This is a genomic window from Metallosphaera sedula DSM 5348, from assembly GCF_000016605.1.
In the GTDB taxonomy this organism is placed as follows: domain Archaea; phylum Thermoproteota; class Thermoprotei_A; order Sulfolobales; family Sulfolobaceae; genus Metallosphaera; species Metallosphaera sedula.
The window spans coordinates 733,519-756,365 of record NC_009440.1; the positions used below are offsets into that span (position 1 = coordinate 733,519).

The 22,847-nt window shown below is 46.4% G+C and carries 23 protein-coding genes; 17 read left to right on the forward strand and 6 right to left on the reverse strand.

The annotated features are described in order from the left end of the window. Positions 1-120: 120 nt before the first annotated feature. On the forward strand, positions 121-1,731 hold the full coding sequence (locus MSED_RS04095; RefSeq protein ID WP_012020766.1) for a PQQ-binding-like beta-propeller repeat protein: 1,611 nt from the start codon (positions 121-123) through the stop codon (positions 1,729-1,731). On the opposite strand, the gene MSED_RS04100 is transcribed toward MSED_RS04095, so the two are convergent. From MSED_RS04100 to MSED_RS04110, 3 genes are read right to left on the reverse strand one after another with little or no spacing between them, the layout of a single operon-like run. Continuing rightward, complete coding sequence (locus tag MSED_RS04100; protein WP_048806913.1) at positions 1,728-2,375, reverse strand: AAA family ATPase; 648 nt, start codon at positions 2,373-2,375, stop codon at positions 1,728-1,730. The two genes, MSED_RS04095 and MSED_RS04100, sit on opposite strands and share 4 nt — an antisense overlap. Beyond that, positions 2,356-3,333: a FecCD family ABC transporter permease gene (locus MSED_RS04105; protein ID WP_012020768.1), complete on the reverse strand. Its 978-nt coding sequence runs from the start codon at positions 3,331-3,333 to the stop codon at positions 2,356-2,358. Before MSED_RS04105 ends, MSED_RS04100 begins: the two co-directional genes overlap by 20 nt. Position 3,334: 1 nt before the next feature. Then, positions 3,335-4,303, reverse strand: coding sequence for an ABC transporter substrate-binding protein (locus MSED_RS04110; protein ID WP_048060270.1), 969 nt, complete (start codon positions 4,301-4,303; stop codon positions 3,335-3,337). A 214-nt stretch (positions 4,304-4,517) separates the two neighbouring features. On the opposite strand from MSED_RS04110, the gene MSED_RS04115 reads away from it, so the two are divergent. The 4 genes from MSED_RS04115 to MSED_RS04130 all read left to right on the forward strand — a co-directional run bounded on the left by MSED_RS04115 (position 4,518) and on the right by MSED_RS04130 (position 7,589). Beyond that, positions 4,518-5,522, forward strand: a complete 1,005-nt coding sequence (locus tag MSED_RS04115) for a potassium channel family protein (RefSeq protein ID WP_012020770.1) — start codon at positions 4,518-4,520, stop codon at positions 5,520-5,522. Between the two features lie 51 nt (positions 5,523-5,573). Further along, a complete protein-coding gene (locus tag MSED_RS04120; RefSeq protein ID WP_012020771.1) occupies positions 5,574-5,960 on the forward strand; it encodes an OsmC family protein in 387 nt (128 codons plus the stop codon). A gap of 94 nt (positions 5,961-6,054) precedes the next feature. Next, positions 6,055-6,684, forward strand: coding sequence for an IclR family transcriptional regulator (locus MSED_RS04125; protein ID WP_012020772.1), 630 nt, complete (start codon positions 6,055-6,057; stop codon positions 6,682-6,684). 38 nt (positions 6,685-6,722) lie between these two features. Beyond that, positions 6,723-7,589 (forward strand): hypothetical protein, encoded by an 867-nt coding sequence (locus MSED_RS04130; RefSeq protein ID WP_012020773.1) that lies wholly within the window; start codon positions 6,723-6,725, stop codon positions 7,587-7,589. Positions 7,590-7,595: 6 nt separating this feature from the next. Here the strand turns inward: MSED_RS04130 and nrfD are convergent, their stop codons facing one another. Further along, positions 7,596-8,663: an NrfD/PsrC family molybdoenzyme membrane anchor subunit gene (gene nrfD, locus MSED_RS04135; protein ID WP_012020774.1), complete on the reverse strand. Its 1,068-nt coding sequence runs from the start codon at positions 8,661-8,663 to the stop codon at positions 7,596-7,598. Positions 8,664-8,783: 120 nt separating this feature from the next. On the opposite strand from nrfD, the gene MSED_RS04140 reads away from it, so the two are divergent. From MSED_RS04140 to MSED_RS04190, 11 genes are all read left to right on the forward strand, one after another. After that, on the forward strand, positions 8,784-9,644 hold the full coding sequence (locus MSED_RS04140; RefSeq protein ID WP_012020775.1) for a tetratricopeptide repeat protein: 861 nt from the start codon (positions 8,784-8,786) through the stop codon (positions 9,642-9,644). A gap of 43 nt (positions 9,645-9,687) precedes the next feature. Continuing rightward, on the forward strand, positions 9,688-13,992 hold the full coding sequence (locus MSED_RS04145; protein WP_012020776.1) for a twin-arginine translocation signal domain-containing protein: 4,305 nt from the start codon (positions 9,688-9,690) through the stop codon (positions 13,990-13,992). A gap of 30 nt (positions 13,993-14,022) precedes the next feature. Continuing rightward, positions 14,023-14,853 carry a 4Fe-4S dicluster domain-containing protein gene (locus tag MSED_RS04150; RefSeq protein WP_012020777.1) on the forward strand — a complete coding sequence of 277 codons (831 nt, stop codon included), beginning with the start codon at positions 14,023-14,025 and terminating at the stop codon, positions 14,851-14,853. A gap of 17 nt (positions 14,854-14,870) precedes the next feature. Further along, complete coding sequence (locus tag MSED_RS04155) at positions 14,871-15,524, forward strand: TorD/DmsD family molecular chaperone (RefSeq protein WP_048060271.1); 654 nt, start codon at positions 14,871-14,873, stop codon at positions 15,522-15,524. Further along, positions 15,524-16,999, forward strand: a complete 1,476-nt coding sequence (locus tag MSED_RS04160) for a 4Fe-4S binding protein (RefSeq protein WP_012020779.1) — start codon at positions 15,524-15,526, stop codon at positions 16,997-16,999. The genes MSED_RS04155 and MSED_RS04160 overlap by 1 nt, the downstream gene beginning before the upstream one ends. Continuing rightward, positions 16,996-17,574 carry a hypothetical protein gene (locus tag MSED_RS04165; protein ID WP_012020780.1) on the forward strand — a complete coding sequence of 193 codons (579 nt, stop codon included), beginning with the start codon at positions 16,996-16,998 and terminating at the stop codon, positions 17,572-17,574. The genes MSED_RS04160 and MSED_RS04165 overlap by 4 nt, the downstream gene beginning before the upstream one ends. Further along, positions 17,574-17,978 (forward strand): DUF2299 domain-containing protein, encoded by a 405-nt coding sequence (locus tag MSED_RS04170; RefSeq protein WP_012020781.1) that lies wholly within the window; start codon positions 17,574-17,576, stop codon positions 17,976-17,978. The genes MSED_RS04165 and MSED_RS04170 overlap by 1 nt, the downstream gene beginning before the upstream one ends. Before the next feature lie 28 nt (positions 17,979-18,006). Next, complete coding sequence (locus tag MSED_RS04175; RefSeq protein WP_048060010.1) at positions 18,007-18,924, forward strand: mechanosensitive ion channel family protein; 918 nt, start codon at positions 18,007-18,009, stop codon at positions 18,922-18,924. A gap of 31 nt (positions 18,925-18,955) precedes the next feature. Further along, positions 18,956-19,429, forward strand: a complete 474-nt coding sequence (locus tag MSED_RS04180) for a hypothetical protein (RefSeq protein WP_012020783.1) — start codon at positions 18,956-18,958, stop codon at positions 19,427-19,429. A gap of 155 nt (positions 19,430-19,584) precedes the next feature. After that, the gene (locus tag MSED_RS04185) at positions 19,585-20,463 is read left to right on the forward strand and encodes an SPFH domain-containing protein (RefSeq protein WP_012020784.1); all 879 of its coding nucleotides are present in this window, start codon (positions 19,585-19,587) and stop codon (positions 20,461-20,463) included. Beyond that, positions 20,432-20,848: a hypothetical protein gene (locus MSED_RS04190; RefSeq protein ID WP_012020785.1), complete on the forward strand. Its 417-nt coding sequence runs from the start codon at positions 20,432-20,434 to the stop codon at positions 20,846-20,848. Before MSED_RS04185 ends, MSED_RS04190 begins: the two co-directional genes overlap by 32 nt. A 163-nt stretch (positions 20,849-21,011) precedes the next feature. Here MSED_RS04190 and MSED_RS04195 read toward each other — a convergent pair whose 3' ends face one another. Beyond that, positions 21,012-21,503, reverse strand: a complete 492-nt coding sequence (locus MSED_RS04195) for a hypothetical protein (protein ID WP_012020786.1) — start codon at positions 21,501-21,503, stop codon at positions 21,012-21,014. Positions 21,504-21,699: 196 nt separating this feature from the next. Here MSED_RS04195 and MSED_RS04200 point away from each other — a divergent pair, with 196 nt between their 5' ends. Further along, complete coding sequence (locus tag MSED_RS04200; protein WP_012020787.1) at positions 21,700-22,005, forward strand: hypothetical protein; 306 nt, start codon at positions 21,700-21,702, stop codon at positions 22,003-22,005. A gap of 19 nt (positions 22,006-22,024) precedes the next feature. On the opposite strand, the gene MSED_RS04205 is transcribed toward MSED_RS04200, so the two are convergent. Beyond that, complete coding sequence (locus MSED_RS04205; protein ID WP_012020788.1) at positions 22,025-22,693, reverse strand: sulfocyanin-like copper-binding protein; 669 nt, start codon at positions 22,691-22,693, stop codon at positions 22,025-22,027. Positions 22,694-22,847 lie beyond the last annotated feature (154 nt).

Sequence of the window (22,847 nt, forward strand, 5' to 3'; positions counted from 1 at the left end):
GTGAACAGGATGATAATCCTAATAAATACTCTGGTATTAATTTCCTTTAATTCAATGAAAACTAAATTATTCTCTTTTAAATAGATAACGAATAAAAAGAGGAAAATTCATTGAGGCTTAATGAATAGAATACTCGTAGCCATAGCGTTAGTTTCCGTGTTTTTAGTTGGTTCCTTCCTAGGAGCTCCCATGATACAGTTCTTTTCCTCGGTGATAACGCCAATACCTCAACCCATTGTAAGGACTTACGACATGTATAACACAACCTATTTCCCGTATGAGGTGAAAGTCGTGTATTATCCAGCTAATGCAACGAGTCAGAATCTGGATCTACCAAGTTATTGGGGAGTTACGAACGGTGGCCAGTCCCACAATGCAGCCCTTACGACCACATGCACCGAGTTAATTCAGGGTGTTGTCTGGCAACAGGATTTTGCCCATATGGCTGGTGCAGCCCTCATTCCCATGACTGCTCCACAGAGTATGTTACCCGGTGCTAGCGTCATGGGAACAAGGTCCGCACTGGTAATGTTAACTCAAATGGTGGGAGAACCGTTGGGCGTTACATTGGCCGATAATTTACTATTTGTGGAAGAGGATAGCGGACCAGGAAGTATCTTCGCAGTGAATCCTCTGAACGGACAGGTAGTGTGGTATGCCACAGGACTAGCCAGTTACGCGATGAATAACCCCATCGTTTACAACGGGATAGTGTATGTGACTGTGGGAGATGTTGGTTTCAACTTCGCGAATTTCGTTCACTACGAGAAGGGGCAATTCTCCTCGATTCACAGGGGGATGGCATATGGAGCCATCTACGCGTTTAATGCCACTGACGGTGAGCTGTTATGGATGAGGTTCACGATGGGAGAGGCAATGCCAGCACCCGCGGTTTATAACGGAATCCTTGCCTATTCAGACGGTGGTGGGGAGTTCATAGGAGTTAATGCGACCACAGGACAGGTCCTATGGCAGGATATGATGCCAGGCCTGTTTGATAGCATGAGTAGTGTAAACTACTACGTTCTGCCTAACGGCACTCCCTTATTCATTGCTGGATTCACAAGTCTGACTGAGCCATATGGACTTCTGGTCGCTGTTAATGGAATGACAGGGAAAGAGGTATGGAATGCATCTCTTCCTGCCCCCAATAAGCCATTCAATACAGGGATGGGAGATGTGCCCCCAGCTGTGGATCAGCAGGCAGGTATCGTTGTGCAGTCAACTGTAGCAAACGCCGAGCCCAATGGAACAGTTGACACCATGGTTCTTGCGGTGAATGCAACTAACGGCCACGTTCTGTGGGTGACAAATCTGGGCAGAGGTTATACTCCACCAGCATTCAAAGGGGCAATCCCAATGATTTACAATAACACCGTTTACGTAGGTTCTCCTTCACTGGGTAAGGAGTTTGCCCTAAATCTCACTAATGGCCAAATACTGTGGCAGACCAGGCTTAACGGGATAGGATTACCACCAAAGGCTCCTGGTGGACCCAGGGGTGGAGCAACCTATTACGACAACTTGCTGTGGGTAGCTGGAGGTCCTTACGTTTACGTGTTGAACCCCCACAACGGTGAACTATTGCAACAGTACTATGTTGGCGGAAGGTTCGGCATAGTTAACCCCGTGATAGTCGGAAGCACAATGTATCTAACTAACAGTTACGGCTGGGTGGTGGCGATCCCACTCTATCAGATCTACCCCGACTACGTACTTTACGCTAGCTAAAAATCTAAGATAAACATCTTTTTATTGTCTATATTTACTTTTTTCACCCTGCACTCATACGCTGTTTCCAACACCTGTTCGTTCAGCAAATCCGGAGATGATTGCCATATTATCTTCCCTTTCTTCATGACAATGACTTGATCAGCCCTTTCAATCCAGTTCAGGTCATGTGTAGCAATTAGAAAGTCCTTCTCGCTCCTCAATCTAGACACTAAGGAAATTACCTTGGCCTGGTTCCTCACATCGAGACCCGAGGTTGGCTCATCCATTAGGACGAGTTGACCCTCACTTAGGGCCTTAACAACGAGAACTAGTTTCTTCTCACCTGTGCTCAGGGTCGAGAATGTCCTATCCAGAAGGTGGGTGATCTCCAGTTCCTTTGAGAATTCGAGATAATTCTCCAGGGGGTTTCTAGTACCTGCCAGCAATACATCCTTAACTGGTATTTCGGGAGACGAGAACTCCGCGGGCATATAACCCTTATGTACGCTACTCCCGCGCAGACTTTCAATGATCGATCTAAGTAGAGTTGTCTTACCAGCCCCATTCTGACCCAGGACTAGATTTACACCCTTAGATAGCTCTATGTCCATGCTGGACAGTTGACTTCTGCCTACTCTCACTCTAACTTCCCGTATTAGCAATGCCCTTCACCAGCACATAGATCATTATGGGCGAAGCCAAGATAGAGGTGATAGCAGTGAAAGGAATCTTGAAACCTAAGGCCCCATTGGAGATTATCTCACTTGACATCATAATCACACTTCCTAATACCAGGGAGTAGGGAACTAGCTGGGACGCGCTTCCAGAGACGATCCTTCTGACCAAGTGTGGAACTATTATTCCCACAAAGCCAATTATTCCTGCAAAGGATACGATAAACCCTGTAGCCAGGCTAATTAACAATATCCATGCTGTCCTAAATCTATGGGGATCAACGTCCTTCGAGAGGGCTAGCTCATCGCTTATTGATGCTAAATCAATCATCCTGGAAGTGTAAGTTCCTAAAACTCCTAGGATTAGAACCAGAACTAAGAGAATTATTACATAGGTCCATCCGACGACCTCTATCTCCCCTAGTAACCAGAAGTTTAATGGAGGAACTTGAGGGAACTTCTCCTGTAGGTACGTCAAAAGTATGGAGATCAATGACGAGAACACATATGATACTATTACCCCTCCAATCACTATCCCATACACTCCGGTTTTCCTTCCAATCATCAGGGTGATCGTCGTGGAGACCATGGAGAAGAGGAAGGCTACTACAGGGGAAATGTACGCAATCCAGGAGAAAGGCAGGTTAAACGCCAGGAGATAATACGCAAGAACTGCCCCAAAGGCACCACCTGAAGCTGTACCACTAATGTAGGGATCCATGAGAGGGTTTCTCAGAAGTAACTGCATGATTGCCCCGGAAACAGCCAAGGCTGATCCCACGAGTGCAGACGCAAGAACAGTAGGTATGCGTATCTGAACCAGGATGTAACCGTAAGCTCCAGATGGATGAAAGACGTAGGAAAGGGGTATGTATACCTCACCAAGAACTAAGGCGAGAAAGAAGATCCCCACGTTCAACGCAAGGAGAGTAATCCCTTTCCACACCCTAGAACACCGGCAGGGTCACGTTAAACTCCCTCATGACATAGGACGAGTTAACGTAAGTGGGCGAGTTTCCCTGAATGATCTCCTTCATCATTCCAACTCCATATACCGCGAGGGGACCTGGCTCGTTTAGCAGGTCTGTGGGTAAATTCTCGGACAGGATGTATATCCTGTGATCTTGATAGGCCCTAGTCGAGGTGATTCCAGGTATGTGGTTTATCAAGTAGGTTGTATAGCTCACGTTGTAAATCTCCTGGACCACAATGACCTGCGGATTGGCTAAGGTCAAGGATGAGGGGCCCAGTAGGGGATATCCGCTCTGGTTAGCGAACACGTTTACGCCCCCAGCTTCGTCTATTACGTTATTTATGAAAACGTTCCCACCAGCGGTGTAGAACTCGTAGTTGGGACATATCCATATTAGGTAGGCCACACTGGTATTTCCGTGAGAGACGTATTTCTCCAGGGTTGAGTTCATCCAGGAAACTAACCTTTCACCCTGGCTTCTAGCCCCTAATGAACTCGACAAGTTGAGGATGGAGCTCTCTATCTGAGTAAAGTTCTGAGCGTAATCGTTATTGGTTAGGGTTACGTTCAAACTAGCTTCCCTCAACTGGTTCAAGTTACTTCCTAGGAGGCCTTCCTCATCCACCACAAGGGACGGATGCAACAAAATTAAACCGCTCACATTAATGGACTCCCCCTCATTCAATACGGTGACATTACTTGGTAAGTACCTCGTTGCGTTCACAAGTTCTAGGAGGGAAAAGGAGTAGGAGTCAACTCCCACAATCTGTTTCCCAAACCCCAATGAGATTAAGATCTGCGTATCGCTTGGAGCTAGTGACACAATTCTTTGTACATGATAGCTAGGTAGGTAAGTAGGTCCTCGGTCTAAGAGATATGCTGTAGAGAAGGCAACTAGAACAACCACGGCAACAGCTATTCCAACGACAAGCCTTGAGTTCATGAAGATGGATAGGCTATCCATATATATAAACTTGACGTGAACCTCGATTTGGAGGATTTTGGATAAGGAACCTAAGAGCGTGGAGTTCGTAAATGTTTAAAATCCTCTAAACTTTGTCATAGTTTATGGCTCTTGAAAGCTCAAGCGACTTCGCCTTGAGAACCGTGGAGGTAACGCTCACGACTTCTGGACCCTCGGGTTGATGGGATGAAGTATGACATGGAGATCCGTCCTCCTAGATATCCTTGAGTACATGGTCGCGCCTTATTCGGTCCTCAGGAAAATTCTTCCCCAAGTCATAATGTTAGCTCTAGTCGTACTTTCCAATGCTGTGATATTCGTGACTTATCAACACCTGGACTGGATCTCTGCGATTTACGCTGGAGTAAACGTTGTTACCACGGTGGGACTTTACGCACCCAACATTAATCAAATGCCGTCCATCGAGAAACTTCTACTGGTCGTGACTATAATCATGGCAGTAGGCCTTTATACTAGCATTATCCAATCTATGGTGAACACGGTAGTTAGAAGGTCTTCGTGGGCAGATGCCAGGGCAAGATGGAGGGGATCTCACTTGAAGGATCACATCGTTCTCATAGGAACTGGAAGGGTGATAGTGAGCGCGGCCAGAAGGTTGGAAAGACTTGGAAAGGAGTATATAGTACTCACTAGCTCCAAGGAAGTCTTGGAACAATTGAAGGGAGACAGGGTAATCCTTGGAAACCCCGAGGACGAGAAGGATCTCATGAGCGCCGGAATTCCTTCAGCCTCCTCCGCTGTCATTGCCATGGAGGACGATACCAAGACACTTCTTGTTACCCTAAAGGTTCAGAAAATTAACCCTCCCCTCAATACTATCTGTGTAGTGAAGCAGGACTCTCTCATAGACGTGTTCAGGACTGCTGGAGCGGACGAGGTTATCCCCTACGAGGACATTATCGGGAGGATAACTGCAGCTGCCTCTATTGCCAGGAATGTCGGTGGAGTCATCTTCACCATGGACAGGAAGGCAGATATGGTGGTAGGGTTCTTTGACATTAAAAAAGAGGTTAAGATTTCGTCCCTTCCCAGCGATGTCGTGCCCATCATTATTGTGGACAGTGGGAAGCTTAACCCCTACTTTTCCAAGGATACAGTGTTGAAGCCTGGACAAACGCTGATCCTACTGGGCAATCCAGATAAGTTCAAGGAAATAACTCAAATGGTTTCACAATAGGCAAGTGATCATATGAGTTGAATTTAAACCGTTTTCCTCTAGAAGAAGTTTATGGAAATAACCATTAATCTCTTTGGAAGCCCAGACTCCCCATCGGTTCAACTGGGAACCACAATAAAGCCCGTGGAGGACTTCTATGGTGACGGTCCACTGATGGCCTTTCTAGTTTCCATTCCCCATTGCATCTTCAATTCCATCTACTCGGTGGCTGAGAAGGAAGGATTAAAGCTCAAGTGCAGGGTGAGGGCTAGATATGTTCTAGACGAGAAATTCCTGAAGACAGGCATCTATAGGTTCACTAAGATAATCCTGGAAGTAAGTAGCCAGGACTGTGATGAAGAGGATTTTAAGGACCTAGTGGCCAAGGTTAAGATGGAATGTCCCATTTACCTTAGTTTCATGGACAGAATGGAGATTCAGGTACTTAAAGGTGAATAATTTAGGAGAAAATATTCTCTATAAATATTCTTTTATGTTGATTAATCTTCTTAGGATAAAAACTATATAAGTTAGACCAAAATATTCATTATTAATGTCAGTGTTGTTCCTAGATCCCAAGGACATTGAGGTACTGGAGCTTATGGTAGCAATGCTACACATATCCTCTTATAAACTATCCAAGATCTCTGGGATTCCTGCGTCCACAGTGTGGAGAGTTCTGGTTAAACTGAAGTCCCTAGGGCTGATCACCAAGGATGGCAGAGAGTTTAGCATTACCCCTAGGGGGCTGGTAATGGCCTACTATCTAACTAAGAGGCAATCCATACGTGAAACTGCTCTACAAAACCTGAAAGACGCGTGGAAATATGAGGGATCTCTTGAGGAGTTGAGAAGTTTCCTTGGGTCACTTCAAGACTTCTTGAGAAGGTTTGAAATATCTCCCATGAGCATATGTTTCAATCAGCCCCTTTCAGTCATAAGCCTCATGCTACCCAGAGCTAGGGATCTAGACGAGCCAAGTCAACACGTTCTAGCAAGGTTTATCCTCCGCACTTTCCCCTCAGTAGTACTACCCTCAGGTTGCAAGGCGGTACTTAGTTTTGATCAGAATGGAGAGCCATATGCGTTAGCAGCTGATTGTAAGGAGGATGGGGTTCATCTGTTTCATAAGTGCGCTTTAATTAACTCTGTTGTTAAGGCAGAGGTTAAGGGTAGTAAGTAGTGGATATACGGAGGTTTTTATTCAATTCCTCTTCCTTGATGCGTAAGGGTGTACATCCCGTTGTGATCTTGAGTGGGTGTCAGAGAAGGCATCCTTCCCCTGTTTATTTCCTTTCGCCAGGCGAAGGTGAGATAAGGCTCTGCGTAAAACTTGGAAGTAAGGAGGATTCGGGATGTTCCTTTTTCTATCCTTCCCTTAAGGATGGCCTTCATGAAAAAGTAATACGAGGGGATCCTGACAGGGTAACGATTGCTGGAGTTGAAGGTCTTCTCTTTGTGGATGTTTTGCGCCCTGAAAGAAACGTGGATATACTAAGGGCTATCTTAAGTAACGCGGTCACGACTTTTGGGGTTATGGATCCTCGGGTTGAGATAGTGGATGAGTTAGCAGGTTTCTCGTGGGGCACGGTGGACAGACTTCCCTCAATCAGGGAGGGAATGGTTATTGGCATGATAAATAGGCCTGGCGGTTTAGCTCCCGTTAAGGCATTGTATAGAGCTATGAATGGTGCCATGGAATATTTCTCTAGAAGGGGTATAAGCATAGAAAATGTTGAGAAACTAGCGGAGGAGTCTCTCGAGAGAGCCACCAAAATCCTAAGACTGCAAGGGGTCTACCCCGTGAACTTGACTAGAAGTGGTATTCTAAACCTTCCACGAATCCTCGACCTAGGATATTCCATGGAAATTGAGGTACCCGCTCCCTGGTACACTGACCTGGTCGAGGCCATATCCCCCTTTGTTCAGGATCCCATGCAGTCTGAGTTACTCTTCCTTGTCATAGGGGATAGGAGTGACGTAGAAACTTCTCTAGATGAGGCGGAAAAAGCGGGTTTTCCAACCTTTCTCGTTGGAAAAGTCTTGGAAAAAGGGAATAATATTAAGATAAAAAAGAATAATACTTGACTTAATCTATCCTCTCCACCCGAAGCTTCCTATTGGGACTGGTTGGTTGGTTACGATCTGGAACGGAGTCATGGGGGCAAGCTGATAGGCGTATTGACCTGCGAAAAGTATATCAGCCCTAGTTAGGTAGCCCGCAACAAGTGCAAATATCGCTGCCACTACTACTAGATACTTCACTGCTGTGGGTAAGTCCATGATAGGCATCTGCCCGACTGCCTTAGACGGAGCCTGTGCCTTCATCCCCATCATTGGTAAACCACTAATGCTTAGATAGCCTACTCCAGATATCACTAATGTGAGCGCAGTAAGGGCCATGTCTGCGTAGAAAGATGCCTGGGAGACTAGGTAGTTATAGGCAACCTGATCGAAGACGTAAATGAAGTTAACAGATGCCATGAAGAGGAACCACGTGGCTAATTCAGCAACGCTAGAAAACATAAGTAGCTTGGTTAACGTTACCCTAGCCCTAATCATTTCCTCGCTCTTACCAACTAAGGCAATAAGGTAAGCTAAACCCGTAGCAGCAAATATTCCATCCGCTAGATACAGTGCAGGAATTCCGCCGTTATTCCAGAAGGGTACTCCGGTGGTCGCAGCCAATTCAAAGCCGCTATACGTCGTGGAGAAAATACCTGCGAAAACTCCTATAACCGCTATTACTCCCCTAATCAGCCTGCTCTTCATGTTAGCCAGGCTTACTACCATGTAAAGGAAGGAGAAGAGCAAGAGTCCGCCGACGAAGATTATACCCCTAGCCATCCACGAGTGTCCAAAGTTGGCAAACGCCTCAATTGGCGAGGTTATCGCAGCGGAAGGTCTCCCTAGATCCATATCGAAGAAACCTAGAGCCAAAATGGCTGCAATAAACGTAACCACCGAAGCCCTCTTAGTGAAAGATGTGAACCTCCCTGTAACTTCCATGAGACCTATAATTGCCATCAGCATTCCCGCGATTTCCGTAAAATACAACGCGAGAGCTACGTACTCGCTCCACAACGGGTACTGATTTATCTGTATTATCGGTGCTTGTATTCCGAAGGAAGTCCCTGGAGAAGGTGCGCTAAATAGACCCATCTTTATCTGATTCACTGGTTTACATTATTTATTTAAATAAAGTTTCATTTCACGTGTCCGATATGTTCGCTAGAACATATTTTCCTTAATCCTTTTTTCTTCCCTTGAGTAGAGTTATGTGTGGAAGATATCCTAGATAGGGCGGAGGAACTCATAGAGGAGAACAGATTGGATGAGGCGCTTTCCATACTGAGAGATGTGGAACTCGTAGAGGCCTTCGTCTTGAGGGCAGATATTTTACGTAGATTAGGGAAAGTCGATGAGGCCTTGAGAATATTAGACAAGGGAATGGAAAAATTTCCCTTCAGTTACGTGATCTTGTCGTCGAAGGCAGAAATCCTAGAGAGCTTGGGAAAGCTAGACGAGGCCCTGAACACGATAGATGAAGTCCTAAGCATAATACCCTACTCCTCTGAACATCGCTTTGTGAAGGCCAGACTACTCTTTAAACTGGGAAGGTATGAGGAAGCTAACCTTGAACTGGCAGAGGTTCTCAGGGTAAATCCTAGGAATGTGGATGCTCGTATCATGAAGGCCTTCTCCTACTACAATATGGGACTCAAGCTAGATGCCCTATCCGAAGTTAACAGGGCACTCGCCTTCAAGAAGGACGATCCAAAGCTTCATGCGCTCAAGGGAAAGATTTACTTCGAGACCGGTTATCACAAGCTTGCGTTGAGCGAGTACAAGATAGCCTCTCATTACGAACCTGACAACCCAGATCATTATTACGACATTGCCCTGTGTTACTACACCTTGAAGATGATGGATGATGCCCTCCTCTACGTGGATATGGCGATTGCCAAGGGCAAGAAGGCTATCTATCATGCATTGAAGGCGTCAATACTTAAGGAGATGGGCAAGGACCCATCACAGGAGATTAGGACTGCGATAGAGCTGGATCCCTCGATTAGGTCAACTCTTGAGAACCTTTTGAACGTGAAAATATCTCCAGATGGAAATATCGATAAAATGAAGTGAGTTCTTAAATAATCTAGGCAAGTTAATCGACTTTAGATAAATAATGAGCCACTTGAAATTGTCCAGAAGGGACTTTCTTAAGGTAAGCGGTGCGGCTGCTCTAGGAACGGCTCTCATCCTAGGCGGAAATTCGGTGGCTAAGAAAATATTTGATACTTTCTCTGAGACAAATTATACCCTTAATTATCCCAGCGACGAGATAGTCTACTCCAACTGCTTCCAGTGTCTCGGAAGATGCGCCCTAGAGATAGTGAGAACTCCAACGGGATTCCCGAGGTTCATCACTGGTACCATAGGGTGGCACATAAATGACGGTGGCGTATGCCCTAGAGGGGCATCAGACGTCTATTACTATTTCGCTCCAGCTAGGTTAAGGTATCCTCTCCTTAGGGCTGGGGATAGGGGTTCAGGTAAGTGGATGGCCATAGATTACGACACTGCTTTCGACATACTGGTTAATGGTGCCTCAGCCAAGAGCTGGAGCAACTTAGGAATTACCCCACAGGAACTAGGGGTTGCTAATTTCCAAGGTCTAATGCAGATTAGGGAGACAAATCCGCACTCCCTAGTCTTCATGCAGGGAAGGGATCAGTTAATCCCAGGAATTACCGCAGGCTTCTTTGCAGGCAATTATGGTACAGCTAACGCCGGGGCACACGGTGGATTCTGCTCCATGAACGTCTACACTGCAGGAGTTTACGTTACTGGTGCTCCAGTGTGGGAGTACGCTGGACCTGACGAGGAGAGGGCTCAGTACTTCATTCTAGCAGGTCTAGCTGGAGATCACTTCCCCAACTGGATGAGAAGGATCATTGCGAGGATAAGGGAGAATGGAGGTAAAGTGGTTACAATTGCCCCTGAAAGGTTCGGTTTCTACTCTGTTTCTGATGAACACCTCTTCATCAATCCAGCCATGGACGGAGCATTGGCCATGGGATGGATAAGGGTTTTGGTTGACTTCCACTATTACGTGTATAAGGCTTATCTTGCTTCCACGGGACAAGGTCCAACGGTCCTTAACCCGATCACCTTGACGCCGGTGCAACCTGCATACGACACCTCCTCTGGCCAACTGGTGATGCAGACGGTTACCCCATCTGGTCAAGTGCAGGCTATACCCAGTTTAGGTGATATTCCCAGCACCGCCGTATTCCCGCATATTGACGAGGAGTTCTTGAGATACTACACCAACATGTCCTGGCTCGTCATAGTGAACCCTAACCCGCAGAACGGTGACGCCCTAGATCCCACAGATCCGACTGCAGGGAATAACGTGGGGCTACACCTGAGGATGCCCGTTAACAACTCAGAGTACAGTGGCGCTCATCCATGGCTAGAGGCCATTATGGGGAATGACGGCAACGTTTACTCCTATGTGGACACTCCATGGCAGAAAAACGTGATGCCAATCCTAACCATGGATGAGCTTCCCTCAAGCATGCAGTCAAGCATTGTGCAGGTTCCCTACAAGCTAAAGAATGGAACGTCAGTGAAAGTACCAGCTATCCAGGTCACAGTTCCCAAGGCCTTAGGTTCCTCTGAGACCATAACGCTCACCGTTACGACTGCGTTCGAGCTATTTAGGGCCGAGCTTCTCAACTACGATCCATATACACCTTCATCTTCCTCACCACAATACGGAGCCCTTAACGTTGCTGAGCTCGCTGGTATTCCCCATAACACGATAGTTAGAATTGCCAATGAGCTTGCGACTGTCGCATTCCAGAAGTCGATCTACGAACCAGCTCAATGGGTTGACTACCTAGGTAGGTATCACGATCATGTTGTGGGAAGACCTGTCTCGATTTACTTCATGAGAGGTCTAGCTGCTCATGCCAATGGGTTCATGAGCTCAGCTGCCTACTATTACCTTGTGCTGGCCCTGGGTGCCTGGGACAACCCTGGTGCCGATCTTTATAAGTATCCTTATCCGCACTACTTCCCTGGTCATGCTGTACCTCCGCATCCCTTAGCTAACTCTCCACAGATTGACCCCAACATAGCTTCAGCTATAAGTGGGATGAACGTTACGATACCTAAGGGTAGATCTGGCTTCCTCAAGACGGAGTACATCTATAATGATGGCACCGTTGACATAAAGAAAGTCACTGTCGTGGGTGCAGGTCCCTACGGATATCCTGATGGACCAGATGATCTGGTACTATTCAGTACTGGAAGACCCTTACTCATCGACAGAGGTTACAGCTGGGAGATGCCTCTTTCCACGCAGAGGTCCATTTCAGCAGTTGCTTACACAACATATTTCGCTAACAAGAATCCCAACCAGGTTATTCCGTATACCGTTAACGCAATGATGTGGTACATTACTGCTCCCTACTGGAACAATGCCTACACTTTGACCGACCTATTACAGAAGGTCACAGAGAAGGGTAGCGATGGTAATTATGTAATTCCATTTACCATAAGCTTCGATCTCTTCATGCAGGAGACTAACAACGTTGTAGACCTGGTGATGCCAGACCTATCCTTCCTCGAGATATATGGTTTCCACAGCACCTTTGATAGACCCACCAGTCTACCACAAGGTCCCTCCGATTCCTTGAACTGGCCCGCACTACCATCCATGTATCCGGTCCTATCTACAGGGGACACGTTACTGACCCTTCTATGGTTACTTAGGGCATATCCAGGGCAGAAATCCATAACACCTACCGATAATCCTCACTACACTACCCAAGATCCAATAACAGGTGGAAATCTGGTAAGCCCGGTCTCCGTTACGGACCCAATAACAGGAACTCAAATACTGACTCAAGGTCAACCTGGTCTAATCTCTTCTGCAATGTATATTCTGAAGTCCGGAACGTTACTAGCGGGATATGGAAGTAACTTCGAGTATATCCTTGCAGACTCAGAGGGTAAACAGGTACCAAACCCACAGCAACTAAAGCTCTACGCCTCCTTCGTCCCAGCCTCCTCTAATCAGCAGAGTGTTATTAATCAGATACTAAGTAGTGTGCCATCTGGTCAGACCTTCTCCACAGCGCCTACATACAAGATTGGGGCAAGCGACAGGTCCTCAGGTACAGAACACTACTTCAGGATTCCGGTCAAGTTCCAGCCGGGCCTTCAAACAAAATTACAGAATATCATCAGCAAGTACGCTCCTAACATGTCCCTTAGTGACATCAATCCTGGATACGTCAAGGTAGGAAAGGGAGGCGCAGCGTACGTTCTTCCTCCTTCCATAAGGTACATGAGAAACGTAAACATGTTCTACTTCCTGGGATGGGGCGCTTATATGCCAGGAGGATATGGACCCATTGGACTGCCGTATGTCCACAGGATTTACTTGGAATACCTCCAGAAGTTCAGGTTAGCTGCAGCCGGAAAGTGGACAGGATACAATGCAGCTTACTATTACTACTACCAGCTGACTGGAAATTCCAACTTCAAGGTGCAGTCCGTGTTGCCGAATGACAGCTATGGTCAAGCTCTGGCAAAGAACATACTGGACTATCACAGACCCTTCGGAGGGTATTATCCACCACCAGCTTGGGCTTCCAACATAACATCAGACGGGATCAATGAGAATGAGTATCCCTTAACGTTCTTTGTGAGAAGGCACGACAGGACATATCACACTTGGTCATTCAATGTTCCATGGTTAACTGCTATCATGCCCTATACTCCAGTCATGCTAAGTTCCGCAGACCCCTACGTGCAGAGCATGGGGATACAGAGCGGTGACATGGTCCAGTTTGAGGCAATAAACGAACCTTGGAGCGGTGGTCTCAGAACCACATTGACAGCTGTGGCATTCCTGGATAATGCCACCAGGCCCGGTGCAGCTTGGGTTGTAGTATCTGCCCAGGCTCTACCTGGATTCAGGGGACAGACTGCTGAGTCTCCGCAGGTGAAGTATAGCGTTCTAAATAACTGGGCCAATATCTCCTACATGCCACCATCTAGGGGAGGACAACTCTCTCCGACAACGGACAAGGCGTTCCCAATCATGTACCTAGATCCGATCACTGGTCAAACTTCATGGCACGATAGCAGGATAAAGATTGTGGGTAAGTCCTCTGCGACACAGGTACAGGTCACAGCTAACAAGTTCGTGTACATGGGCCAGGACTTCTCAAACCAGGATATTCTATCCACTATACTTAACCAAATGGGAGGTCAGATATCTGTCAGCAACTCCCCATCTACCCCGACCTTTGCACAACCTGTGAATGTGCCTCACCTGAGATTTGATGCCAACAACATGACCTCCACAAGTATATGGAGCTACGTATCGCCAGGATCCCTGGCACCAGGTTACACCATAGGCAACTACAAGGTGAGGTTCGGTTTTGCGACCGATCCTTCAAGTCAAGGGTGATTTTTCATTTCTCAGATTGAGGTGATCTAAATGTCCCAAACCCCACAAATTCAACTAGATATAAGACAAGGCGGAGTCCAGAAGGCTCTGCCCTATACCCCTGTGGCTAACTACGCGATCATAACTGACCTAAACAAGTGCTTCGGTTGTGCAGGTTGTCAGATGTCTTGTAAGGAGTGGAACACCTCAGGAATGTTCGGACCCTTACCTGACCTGGATCCCTACGGCAACCTTGATGTCATGTTCTGGCTAAGGGTACTCTACGTCGAGGTTGGTAATTATCCTCAAACCAAGGTTTACAACATCCCCATAAACTGCTTCCACTGCATGAATGCTCCCTGCGTAGAGGTTTGTCCCGTTGGCGCTACCTTCAAGAGGACGCAGGACGGAATAGTGCTCGTGGATTATGAGGAATGCATAGGAACTAAGTACTGCATTTACGCCTGCCCCTACGGTAACAGGTTCTTCGACTACGTTGAGGGCGTAACAAAGAAGTGCACTCACTGCTTCGACAGGATTTATGATCCAACACTTCCACCCGAGGAAAGAATACCCGCCTGCATTCACGGATGTATGGTTCAGGCAAGGATATGGGCAAACAGGTTAGACCCCACAGACCCAGGGAATATCCTCTTTGTGGATAAGGGAGGATTTGTCCTTGGACCAGAGACAGGAGCTAACCCAGCTAGCGGTTACCTGCCCTGGCACAGCGCATATGCAGCTGACAATGACGTGGAATTGCTAAGCGAGTCACAGTACTACAATGTCTGGACCTCTAACGGAGTGGTTCAGCTAGGCGCACAGGGGAACAACTCGACCTACACGGAGAGTAGTGGTTCAAACTCCAATTCAAGTTCTTGATTTTTTAGGTGATCCATCTGTCTGTTTCTATCTTGGATGTTTTGAACGTGAGGCACTCCACTTACGACATGTTTTCAGACCTGTTCCTATACAAGTTTGACGTTAATGAGTACCAGCAATTACTGGAGAAGATCAGAACCCTAGAGGAGAAGCTTGGCAAGTACATGGAGGAAACTGGGGTAGAGATCACGGAGATCAGGAAAGTGTTGGAGGAAAACAAGAGGAGCGATTACCTAATAGAGTACTCGTCCCTTTTCATTGCTGGAGTTGGGGTGAAGCCCCTTATCCCAGTGGAGAGCAAGAGGCTGTTCTCCCTCATGGGCGAGAGAGTCGCTACGTTCAAGTATAGTGACGTGGTGAGATTTTACAGCTCGAGGGGACTGGTGCCTAAGTTGGGATCGCAGTTCAGTCCTGAACCGGATCACATCTCCTCTCTGTTCGCCTTTATGTCACTTCTGGTGGAAGAGGAATTTCACAATAGAAGTACAGGGAAAGATGCATTTAAGGTAGTTCAGGACCAGAAGAACTTCGCAACATCGCACCTCTTCTCTTGGATACCAGACTGGATAAACGACGTTGTTCATGATCCAAGATCGAGGATATACAAGGTAGTTTGCTCTCAACTGGGTAACTGGTTAAAGTTTGAGAAGGACTTCCTAGGTGAAAGGTAGTGCTCAACGCGGGACTCCTAGTATCCAAGAGGGCTAGGGAAATAGTGGGGGATGAGGTTCTCAAAACGGTGTTTGAGGAGGCCAAGCTCTCCTATGTGGCTGAGATAGGGGATTTTATCTTCGAGGACCTGAAACAGAACGACGTCAAGTCCCTCTTGGTAATAAATGACGGAGGTAGAGAGACATGGATGGAGGACATTGACCAGAGGCTCGGAATATCTCCGCTAGCCGTGATCACAATACCCTACACCTGGTTTGAAGGTAAGAGTCAGGATTTCACGCTAGCCCTCCTCACGGGTTACTCTCTCAGGGCTGAACTCATGGACTTGGTGTACAGGGTTCAGCCTACCAGGTCTTCCCCAATCTCAAGGAGATCGCTTATCAAGTTGAAGGTATATGAATACAAGCCCTACCCAGTCCTCTACGACGAGGTTCACGCAGAGCGGGAGATAAACAGGGCCGTCGAGGCCTGTCCACTTAACCTAGTGGTGAAGACGCCTGAGGGACCCTCAGTGGGATCCCCAGAGAAGTGTACCGCCTGCGGGTACTGCAGCGCCTCCTCATTTCTAGGATATTTTGAAGTTCCAACGGCCACAACAGATCAGGTTGTTGCATTTATTAATGCAGTGGTGAAGTATTACTCCAAACCAGCCTCGTTACTGTTCACAGATGGGATGCCCTCAAAAATAGTTGAGGGAGTTTTCCCGTTTGTCATGCCCTGCGTAGCCTCAGTTCACGACTCCTTTGTCCTGGCAAGTTACGCTAGCGGATTGACGCCCATAGTTCACGTGTCGTCAACCTGTGGCACTAGGGATATGGCCCTGAAGAGACTAGAGGAGATCCCTTCACACTTCCCAGGAACTGACCTGAAGGTGAGGAAGGCCAAGGATGATGAGGAGCTGAGAAAAGTGCTCGAGGCACCTCCCCTAGATCTGGGGAGGTCGGAGATTCCCCTTGACGTACCTCTTCACAGGAGCAGGAGGAGATCTCTCCTCATCTGGTCAATTGAGGAGATGCCAAGAAAGGCCTCCATGAATCAGGACGACGTCGTACCTGGCGTCTACAATGTGGTCGTGGATCCCAATAAGTGCGTTCTATGCGGAGTCTGCGTGAGGGCTTGTCAAATGCTTGTACCAGACCTTAAGGGCAACGACGCTCTCGAACTAACCTACAATATACCGTACTGTATAGGATCTGAGAGATGCGTAAAGAATTGCCCAGAGAATGCGGTCTCTGTGACAGGTTTCGCGAAGATCTCAGACCTTAAAAAGAAGCTCATGAATAAGACCAATGTTGCCAAGTGTAGGATATGCGGAAAACCCATTGGGTCGGAGAAGGTCAAGGTAAGGGTGGACTCCATGTTGATCTCTCAAGGATTTCAGGGAACTGCACAGTACACGGACGTGTGTAACGAATGCAAGCAGAAGGAGTTAACTAAAATATGGCTAGAGAGACTTCTAAGTGGTAAGAGATGATACCCTATCTCATTGACGTAGAATCCGTGTTCGACTTCTCTTCGGTAAAGGGAATTGACCTCTATCACGAGGTTGCCAGCTCAATTCCTAGGTATTATCAGCCTAAGGATCTGGTAAACATCGTGTTGGGCAAGCTGGATCTCGCCTCGGTGAAGCCGTATCAAGATGCCCTCTTCCTGGAAGAACTGAACTATAGGGTGAGGATCTTCCTTGTCACTAACCTTCCGAAGTTAGAGATCAAGTCCTTACTCATGAGACATAACCTAGACGTGTTTGTACAGGATGTTATATCTCCCGAGGACGTGAATAGATATCTACCCTCGCAAGAGATATTTTCACATGCTGCAAGGAGAGCCAATACCGTGTTGGGAGTAATGAACTTCGTTACGCCACGCGTAGGATTTGCAATCAAGGCGAGATCGTTAGGGTTGAAGGTGACTTTACTCAGGAACAAGGCGACCCTTCCCCAAGATCTAGGGATAGGGTTTAAGCCCGACTTGATCACCTTGGCTGAAAGCGTTGCACAGCATAAGGTGGACTCCACAATGGGAGACTCGGCGCTGAGGTGTACTTGATGGTCATGGACACAGAGATCTTCTCCTGGTTCAAGGAGCTTGGCATGAAAGTGGACAAGGTAACTAGTGGAGGAGTATATTTTCACTTTACTGTCTCACCTCCCATGGGAGGTCTTCCAGTCTCCGTGATAAGGACGGCACCTGAGTCGACTTACTATATCGTTGCTGTTATTCTTGATCTGGATCAGTCCAAGTTTAAGGAGAGACCTGACCTTGTGTCACAGATAAAGAGGGAATTGTTAAGGCTCAACGTGGAGTTCTTCTTTACCCCTGACGAGAAGGCCCCTAGGAGCGTGCAGATAGCGAGGATTCTTTTTGCTGAGGGTTTAACCAAGAATGAGGCCTTAAGTACCGTAACCCTAATCAAGAACTCTGCTCTCCTTATCCTAGAACTCCAAAAGTAATATTTTTGTGGAATCTTAACACATGGTTATGTCAAGAAACGAAAGTAGAATACTAGCCCTTACAATCTCGTCTATTATTGCAATGATAGTTATAGGAGGAGCAATTTACGTTCTAGGCTCCATGAAGTTGCTACCTGGAAACTACATCCTCTATCTGGAGTTGGTGATCTGGATAGTTGGAGTTCTCCTAGTTACTTACCTTTTCTCTGTCCTGATTAGGAGGCGTCTCTCCACTGTAATTGGGGTAGATAACGCATCCTCGCTAGGTTTCGTAATCCGGGTTATAGGCTATGCCCTAGCCCTTGCGGGCGCAGTGTCTGTATTCAAGGTTGGTTTAGGTGAAGCCCTAGCGGCGGGAGGATTTGCAGGCCTAGTTCTCGGACTTGCATCTCAAGACGTTCTCTCTAACGTATTTGGAGGAATCATGCTCCTCTTATCTCGTCCATATAAGGTTGGACAACGCATAACAGTGTCAACGTGGCAATACGGCCTAGACTTTCCTACCTATTCGCCCAAGTACTTTTCCACAGACTATCTAATACCTGGATACACAGGCACAGTGGTCGACATTACTCTCCTCTACACCATTATACAGACCGACGAGTTGGCGGAGTTGAGGATACCGAACAGCATCATGATACAAGCAGCTATCTTTGTCCACGATAAGGAGGAAAAACGCAAGGTGAGGACCAGGTACGAGATCTCAAAGGATTTCGACCCAGACATGGTTGCAGAGAAGATAAAGGAAGAACTGAGCCATATGGACAACCTACTCGCTCCGCCAGTTGTTAGGGTACTTGAAGCAACTCAAACAACCTTCGTCTTTGGAATTGATGTGATTGCTAAGTCTGTATATGAAGAACCAGTTAGGAGCGAAGTAATAAAGAGGGTTACAAGAGTAGTTAGATCTCTTTCTCAGGAAGAGAAAGTAAATGGAAGTAAATAGAATTTTTAATCTCTAAAGAGTAACAGTTGCTATGACCAAGGAGTTAACTCCTCTCGAGAGACTCCAGCTAATAGTTCCCGGGTACAGGGGGTACAAGGCAAAGGATCTGATCAGACAGGACGACTTCCTAATAAGGTCATCAGTTAAGACTAAGCTAGAGAACGCATTGAATAAGATTGCGGAACTGGAGGCTCAAATAGTTTCCACCTCTCCCTTCTCTCCAGAGCTCAAGAAGCTTGAGTTCCTTGCATCAAAGATCAGAACCCTAGTATCTGAAATGGTCGCATCTCAGGGAGGAGGAGCAGATGTGTATGCAAGATACAAGATAACCACTGAAGCCCTTGATGAGATAGTAAAGAATGATCTAAACATGATAAATATAGCAAATCAAATCTACAATGACATAAGTGCCGGGAGAGTTGACTCCATAGATTCAATGCTGAATCAATTGCGCGAAGTGTTGGTGAGAAGGCAGGAGCTATTCTTCCCGCAGGAATACAGATGATTCTTGAAAGCTCTTTTACTTTTAGTGTTCTAAAACAACATTCTATACTCTATAAAGTCACTATTTATCAGGGATTAATGTAATGTGTAAAGCAACTTTAACTCAAGGAGAAAAAAATGTGAAAAGATTTAAAATATAGTATGCAAGTGATTCATATGTCGCTACAATTCAGAGGTCAAGTAATTAGTACGGAGAGAGAAGATGGAAGTTCCTTCATGGCTCCAGATGTTCTAGTTTTCAGGTATCCTAGGGAGCAGGTTACTTCAAAGTCTATTTTCATTGTTCAACCTACGGAGAACTGCGTCGTAATTATTCAGGGACAGGTGCAGGCGGTACTCCCTTCTGGTACGCACAATATACAATCTCCTCAGAACCCACTATCCTCGTTTATGGCTAAGTTCAGGTATAACCAGCTACCGTTTGATACGATTGCGCTGTTCATATCAATGACAAGGCATGAGGTCAGAATCCAAGGCAAGAGTCAGACAGACGATTTAGTCCCGTTGGATTATGAAGTTGCAGTGTATTACAGAGTAACTGACGCTGCTAAATTGACAGTGAACGTTCAATTTGCAGGTGCTTTCTTCAAGGACGGAGACTTGGCAGCATACCTAGCGCCTATTATTGATCAAGAGGTTAGTTCGATTCTGAACCAGGTTAAACTGGTAGACGTTTACAAGAAGTTTGGGGACATCTCCATGGCTGTCACTGCAGCCCTGAAGCAATTCTTGGCAGAACTTGGAGTAGAGCTGATTTCAGTTAGGGTAACAAGACTAATCCCAGAGGACCCTGAACTCAGGAGAATAATTCAGCTAAGGGACTTAGGCCTAGAAGTTGAGATGGCCGTGAGAATGGGATTAGCGAGGATACTTACTGAGCAGGGCAATCCAGCTAGCGTGAACATGGCCATAGGGACTCCCTACTATCCAAACCTCTCCACACTTGTCAACTTGCCCCAGAGGCTCTTCCAGGTCTCCATGGGGTCTGGGAAGGAGGGTGAGAGTGACGAGCAAAATAAACCCAAGAGCTCTTAGCTGGAGTGTAGGAGCAGGGATTGGCTACTCCTTTATCCTTACTATAATCATGGCGCTATCGTCCCTCATACTCAAGGGTTTCTATCCACCTTTCCAGTTCTCAATTGCTCCAGTGAAGTCTCTCGTGGTATCGCCAGTTGAGGGAGTAGTCCAGTTACTAATCTTGATAGCATTATTGGCCTTTGTTTTCCCCATAAGAGGCGAGACCATCTCCAAGGAACTAAAGAACGTAAGGAAATTAGCGGTGTTCGTTGCGGTGGGTTACCTGGTCCTCTCCCTTCTCCCCTACGCCATAACAACGAGCTACATTCAGGCGTATGTAGGCTTGGTCATAGCATTCAATATTATAAACGGGGTAGTGGGAGGCGTAGGGGCCAGCATCTAGAGGGATACGACACGATCTAGTTATTTCGTACCATGTATTTGAAGCCAGGTTTAGTGACCCTAGGACGGGGTCAGCTGAATCGCGTATGTTAGAGTGACCAGGACTTTTTTTAGTATCTTGGGAGACCAGTAGATTATGCCTAACTTGTATAAGTAAATCAGAGCTAACCCTTTTGTCCGAACTTCAGTGAGAGGAAACATCTCTTTCTAGAGATGCAGTCAGGTTCGCCTCCCTTACTTCTTATCCTGAGAAAGGAAGAGAGTGTAAACTCCATCAGGGAAGTTATGAAGGCGTAAACCTCAGCCTCCTCGGTCTCCTCCGGATCTTGCTGTAAACCCTTCACTATCTCATCCTTTTCCTCAAGGTATTCTGACCTATCCCTATACACTACTTGGAACACCATATCGTCATTTTCGTATCCTTCTGTAGTCCTCTCATCATCAAAATAGAATGTTCCACGCTTGGCTCTGTATGGTTTTCCCGTCATCTCTAGCCTATCCACGAAGAACTGACTCACGATCTCCTCTAACTCCGTCTCTATATCTCCAACCTGTAGTGCGTTAAGTAGCGGATAGTCGTAAAAAGTGTCAGAGCTAAACTTCGCACATATATCTGCAAACTTCCGCCATCTTAGCATCTTGTCCTCAAATCTCATCTCCCGCTATTCCTCTTTAGGAGAGTAAGTGTCCAACCATTTTTAATATGTGTAAACATCTCCTTTATCTTCGCCTTACCACTCCAATGAATTGGTATCACTTCTTCCGTCTTAAATAGTATCACTCCTCAATATATAGAATAACATGAATTGCAATTTAGGTTCTGGGGATTCTCACATCACGTTCAGTGACATTATGGATGCAAATCTCTTGAGAAGGAGATATCAGGACTATGAGAAGTCTCTCAAAAGGAGCAAACCGAGGGAGCTAATGCTTGTGGTCAGGGACTTTCTTTTCTTTGTGAGAGGACTAAAGAGTAGCGTAACTTCATCCTGGCTGAAGAGCAATCTGGCAGAGCAGGAAAGGATAGCAAGTAGGATCTTCACTGTTCTAAGGCTGAGATACCTGATCCTCTTCCTATACAGGAGGATTGTGGACGGACTGGTTTCTAGGTTATTGAACCTGATTAGGTTGTTAGTTACTAGGATTTCATTCACTTGATTTTTTTTTAAACTACTAGCTAGGTTATCTCGTAGGGGACTGTAAAGTTCCCAGAGTAGAGGTCTATCCACATTCCGCTCTCAGCATGCCCAGGTATGGGACAGGCAATCCAATAATATCCACGGGGAAGATCCTTTAGAAGTCCAGAAACGGACGTTCCTCCAGATATTCCGTTTCCATTATTGTAACCTATCTCAAAGATGACCTTTCCATCCTGAGAAAGGACTAGTTGATTGGGAATAGGGGTGTTGTTCTGAACCACCGCGAGGGCATGGCCCGTTGGTTCCGGATTGTAGAAGGTGAAGAGGATACTCCAGTTAGCGGGAATGTATATCTTCATTTCGCCGTTTGTAGTTCCATTATAGTCTAGGAAATTGGGAGCAGTGGGTGAAGCGTATAAATAAATGAACACCGTATAGTTCTGCGCGTCATAGTTTAGCTTCACTGCGCCTGGAGGTAAAACTTGCTTGGTCTCATTAGTTGTATTGTTGGTGATCTGCTTTGTACTGGTGTTGTTGACCATGTTAGTGGTGTTCTGCATCTTTGTAGTGTTGGTGAATGTATTACTAACCTTAACTGACATGTTACTTGGGGTCAGGGTTTGAGTTGTATGTCTTGAGATCACAAATAGCGAAATTCCTATTAATGCAATAATTATAATAACTAATCCAATTTGCCAGGCTTTCATAGGTTGTGAGACGTTCGTAACTCTTTAAGTTTTTGCCCAAATCTGTTAAGTCCTTTCCAGGCCCTGCAACTAAGGTGATAGGTCCTAAAACGTCATACGATCCACGTTAACTACTTGGAGACTTGATCCTGAATTGGGACATGAAATTAATATG

Coding starts and splice junctions, on each gene's coding strand:
- MSED_RS04095 (WP_012020766.1), top strand. CDS start 121: ATGAATAGAATACTCGTAGCCATAGCGTTAGTTTCCGTGTTTTTAGTT.
- MSED_RS04110 (WP_048060270.1), bottom strand. CDS start 4,303: ATGAACTCAAGGCTTGTCGTTGGAATAGCTGTTGCCGTGGTTGTTCTA.
- MSED_RS04115 (WP_012020770.1), top strand. CDS start 4,518: ATGACATGGAGATCCGTCCTCCTAGATATCCTTGAGTACATGGTCGCG.
- MSED_RS04120 (WP_012020771.1), top strand. CDS start 5,574: ATGGAAATAACCATTAATCTCTTTGGAAGCCCAGACTCCCCATCGGTT.
- MSED_RS04125 (WP_012020772.1), top strand. CDS start 6,055: ATGTCAGTGTTGTTCCTAGATCCCAAGGACATTGAGGTACTGGAGCTT.
- MSED_RS04130 (WP_012020773.1), top strand. CDS start 6,723: ATGCGTAAGGGTGTACATCCCGTTGTGATCTTGAGTGGGTGTCAGAGA.
- nrfD (WP_012020774.1), bottom strand. CDS start 8,663: ATGGGTCTATTTAGCGCACCTTCTCCAGGGACTTCCTTCGGAATACAA.
- MSED_RS04145 (WP_012020776.1), top strand. CDS start 9,688: ATGAGCCACTTGAAATTGTCCAGAAGGGACTTTCTTAAGGTAAGCGGT.
- MSED_RS04150 (WP_012020777.1), top strand. CDS start 14,023: ATGTCCCAAACCCCACAAATTCAACTAGATATAAGACAAGGCGGAGTC.
- MSED_RS04165 (WP_012020780.1), top strand. CDS start 16,996: ATGATACCCTATCTCATTGACGTAGAATCCGTGTTCGACTTCTCTTCG.
- MSED_RS04170 (WP_012020781.1), top strand. CDS start 17,574: ATGGTCATGGACACAGAGATCTTCTCCTGGTTCAAGGAGCTTGGCATG.
- MSED_RS04175 (WP_048060010.1), top strand. CDS start 18,007: ATGTCAAGAAACGAAAGTAGAATACTAGCCCTTACAATCTCGTCTATT.
- MSED_RS04180 (WP_012020783.1), top strand. CDS start 18,956: ATGACCAAGGAGTTAACTCCTCTCGAGAGACTCCAGCTAATAGTTCCC.
- MSED_RS04185 (WP_012020784.1), top strand. CDS start 19,585: ATGTCGCTACAATTCAGAGGTCAAGTAATTAGTACGGAGAGAGAAGAT.
- MSED_RS04195 (WP_012020786.1), bottom strand. CDS start 21,503: ATGAGATTTGAGGACAAGATGCTAAGATGGCGGAAGTTTGCAGATATA.
- MSED_RS04200 (WP_012020787.1), top strand. CDS start 21,700: ATGGATGCAAATCTCTTGAGAAGGAGATATCAGGACTATGAGAAGTCT.
- MSED_RS04205 (WP_012020788.1), bottom strand. CDS start 22,693: ATGAAAGCCTGGCAAATTGGATTAGTTATTATAATTATTGCATTAATA.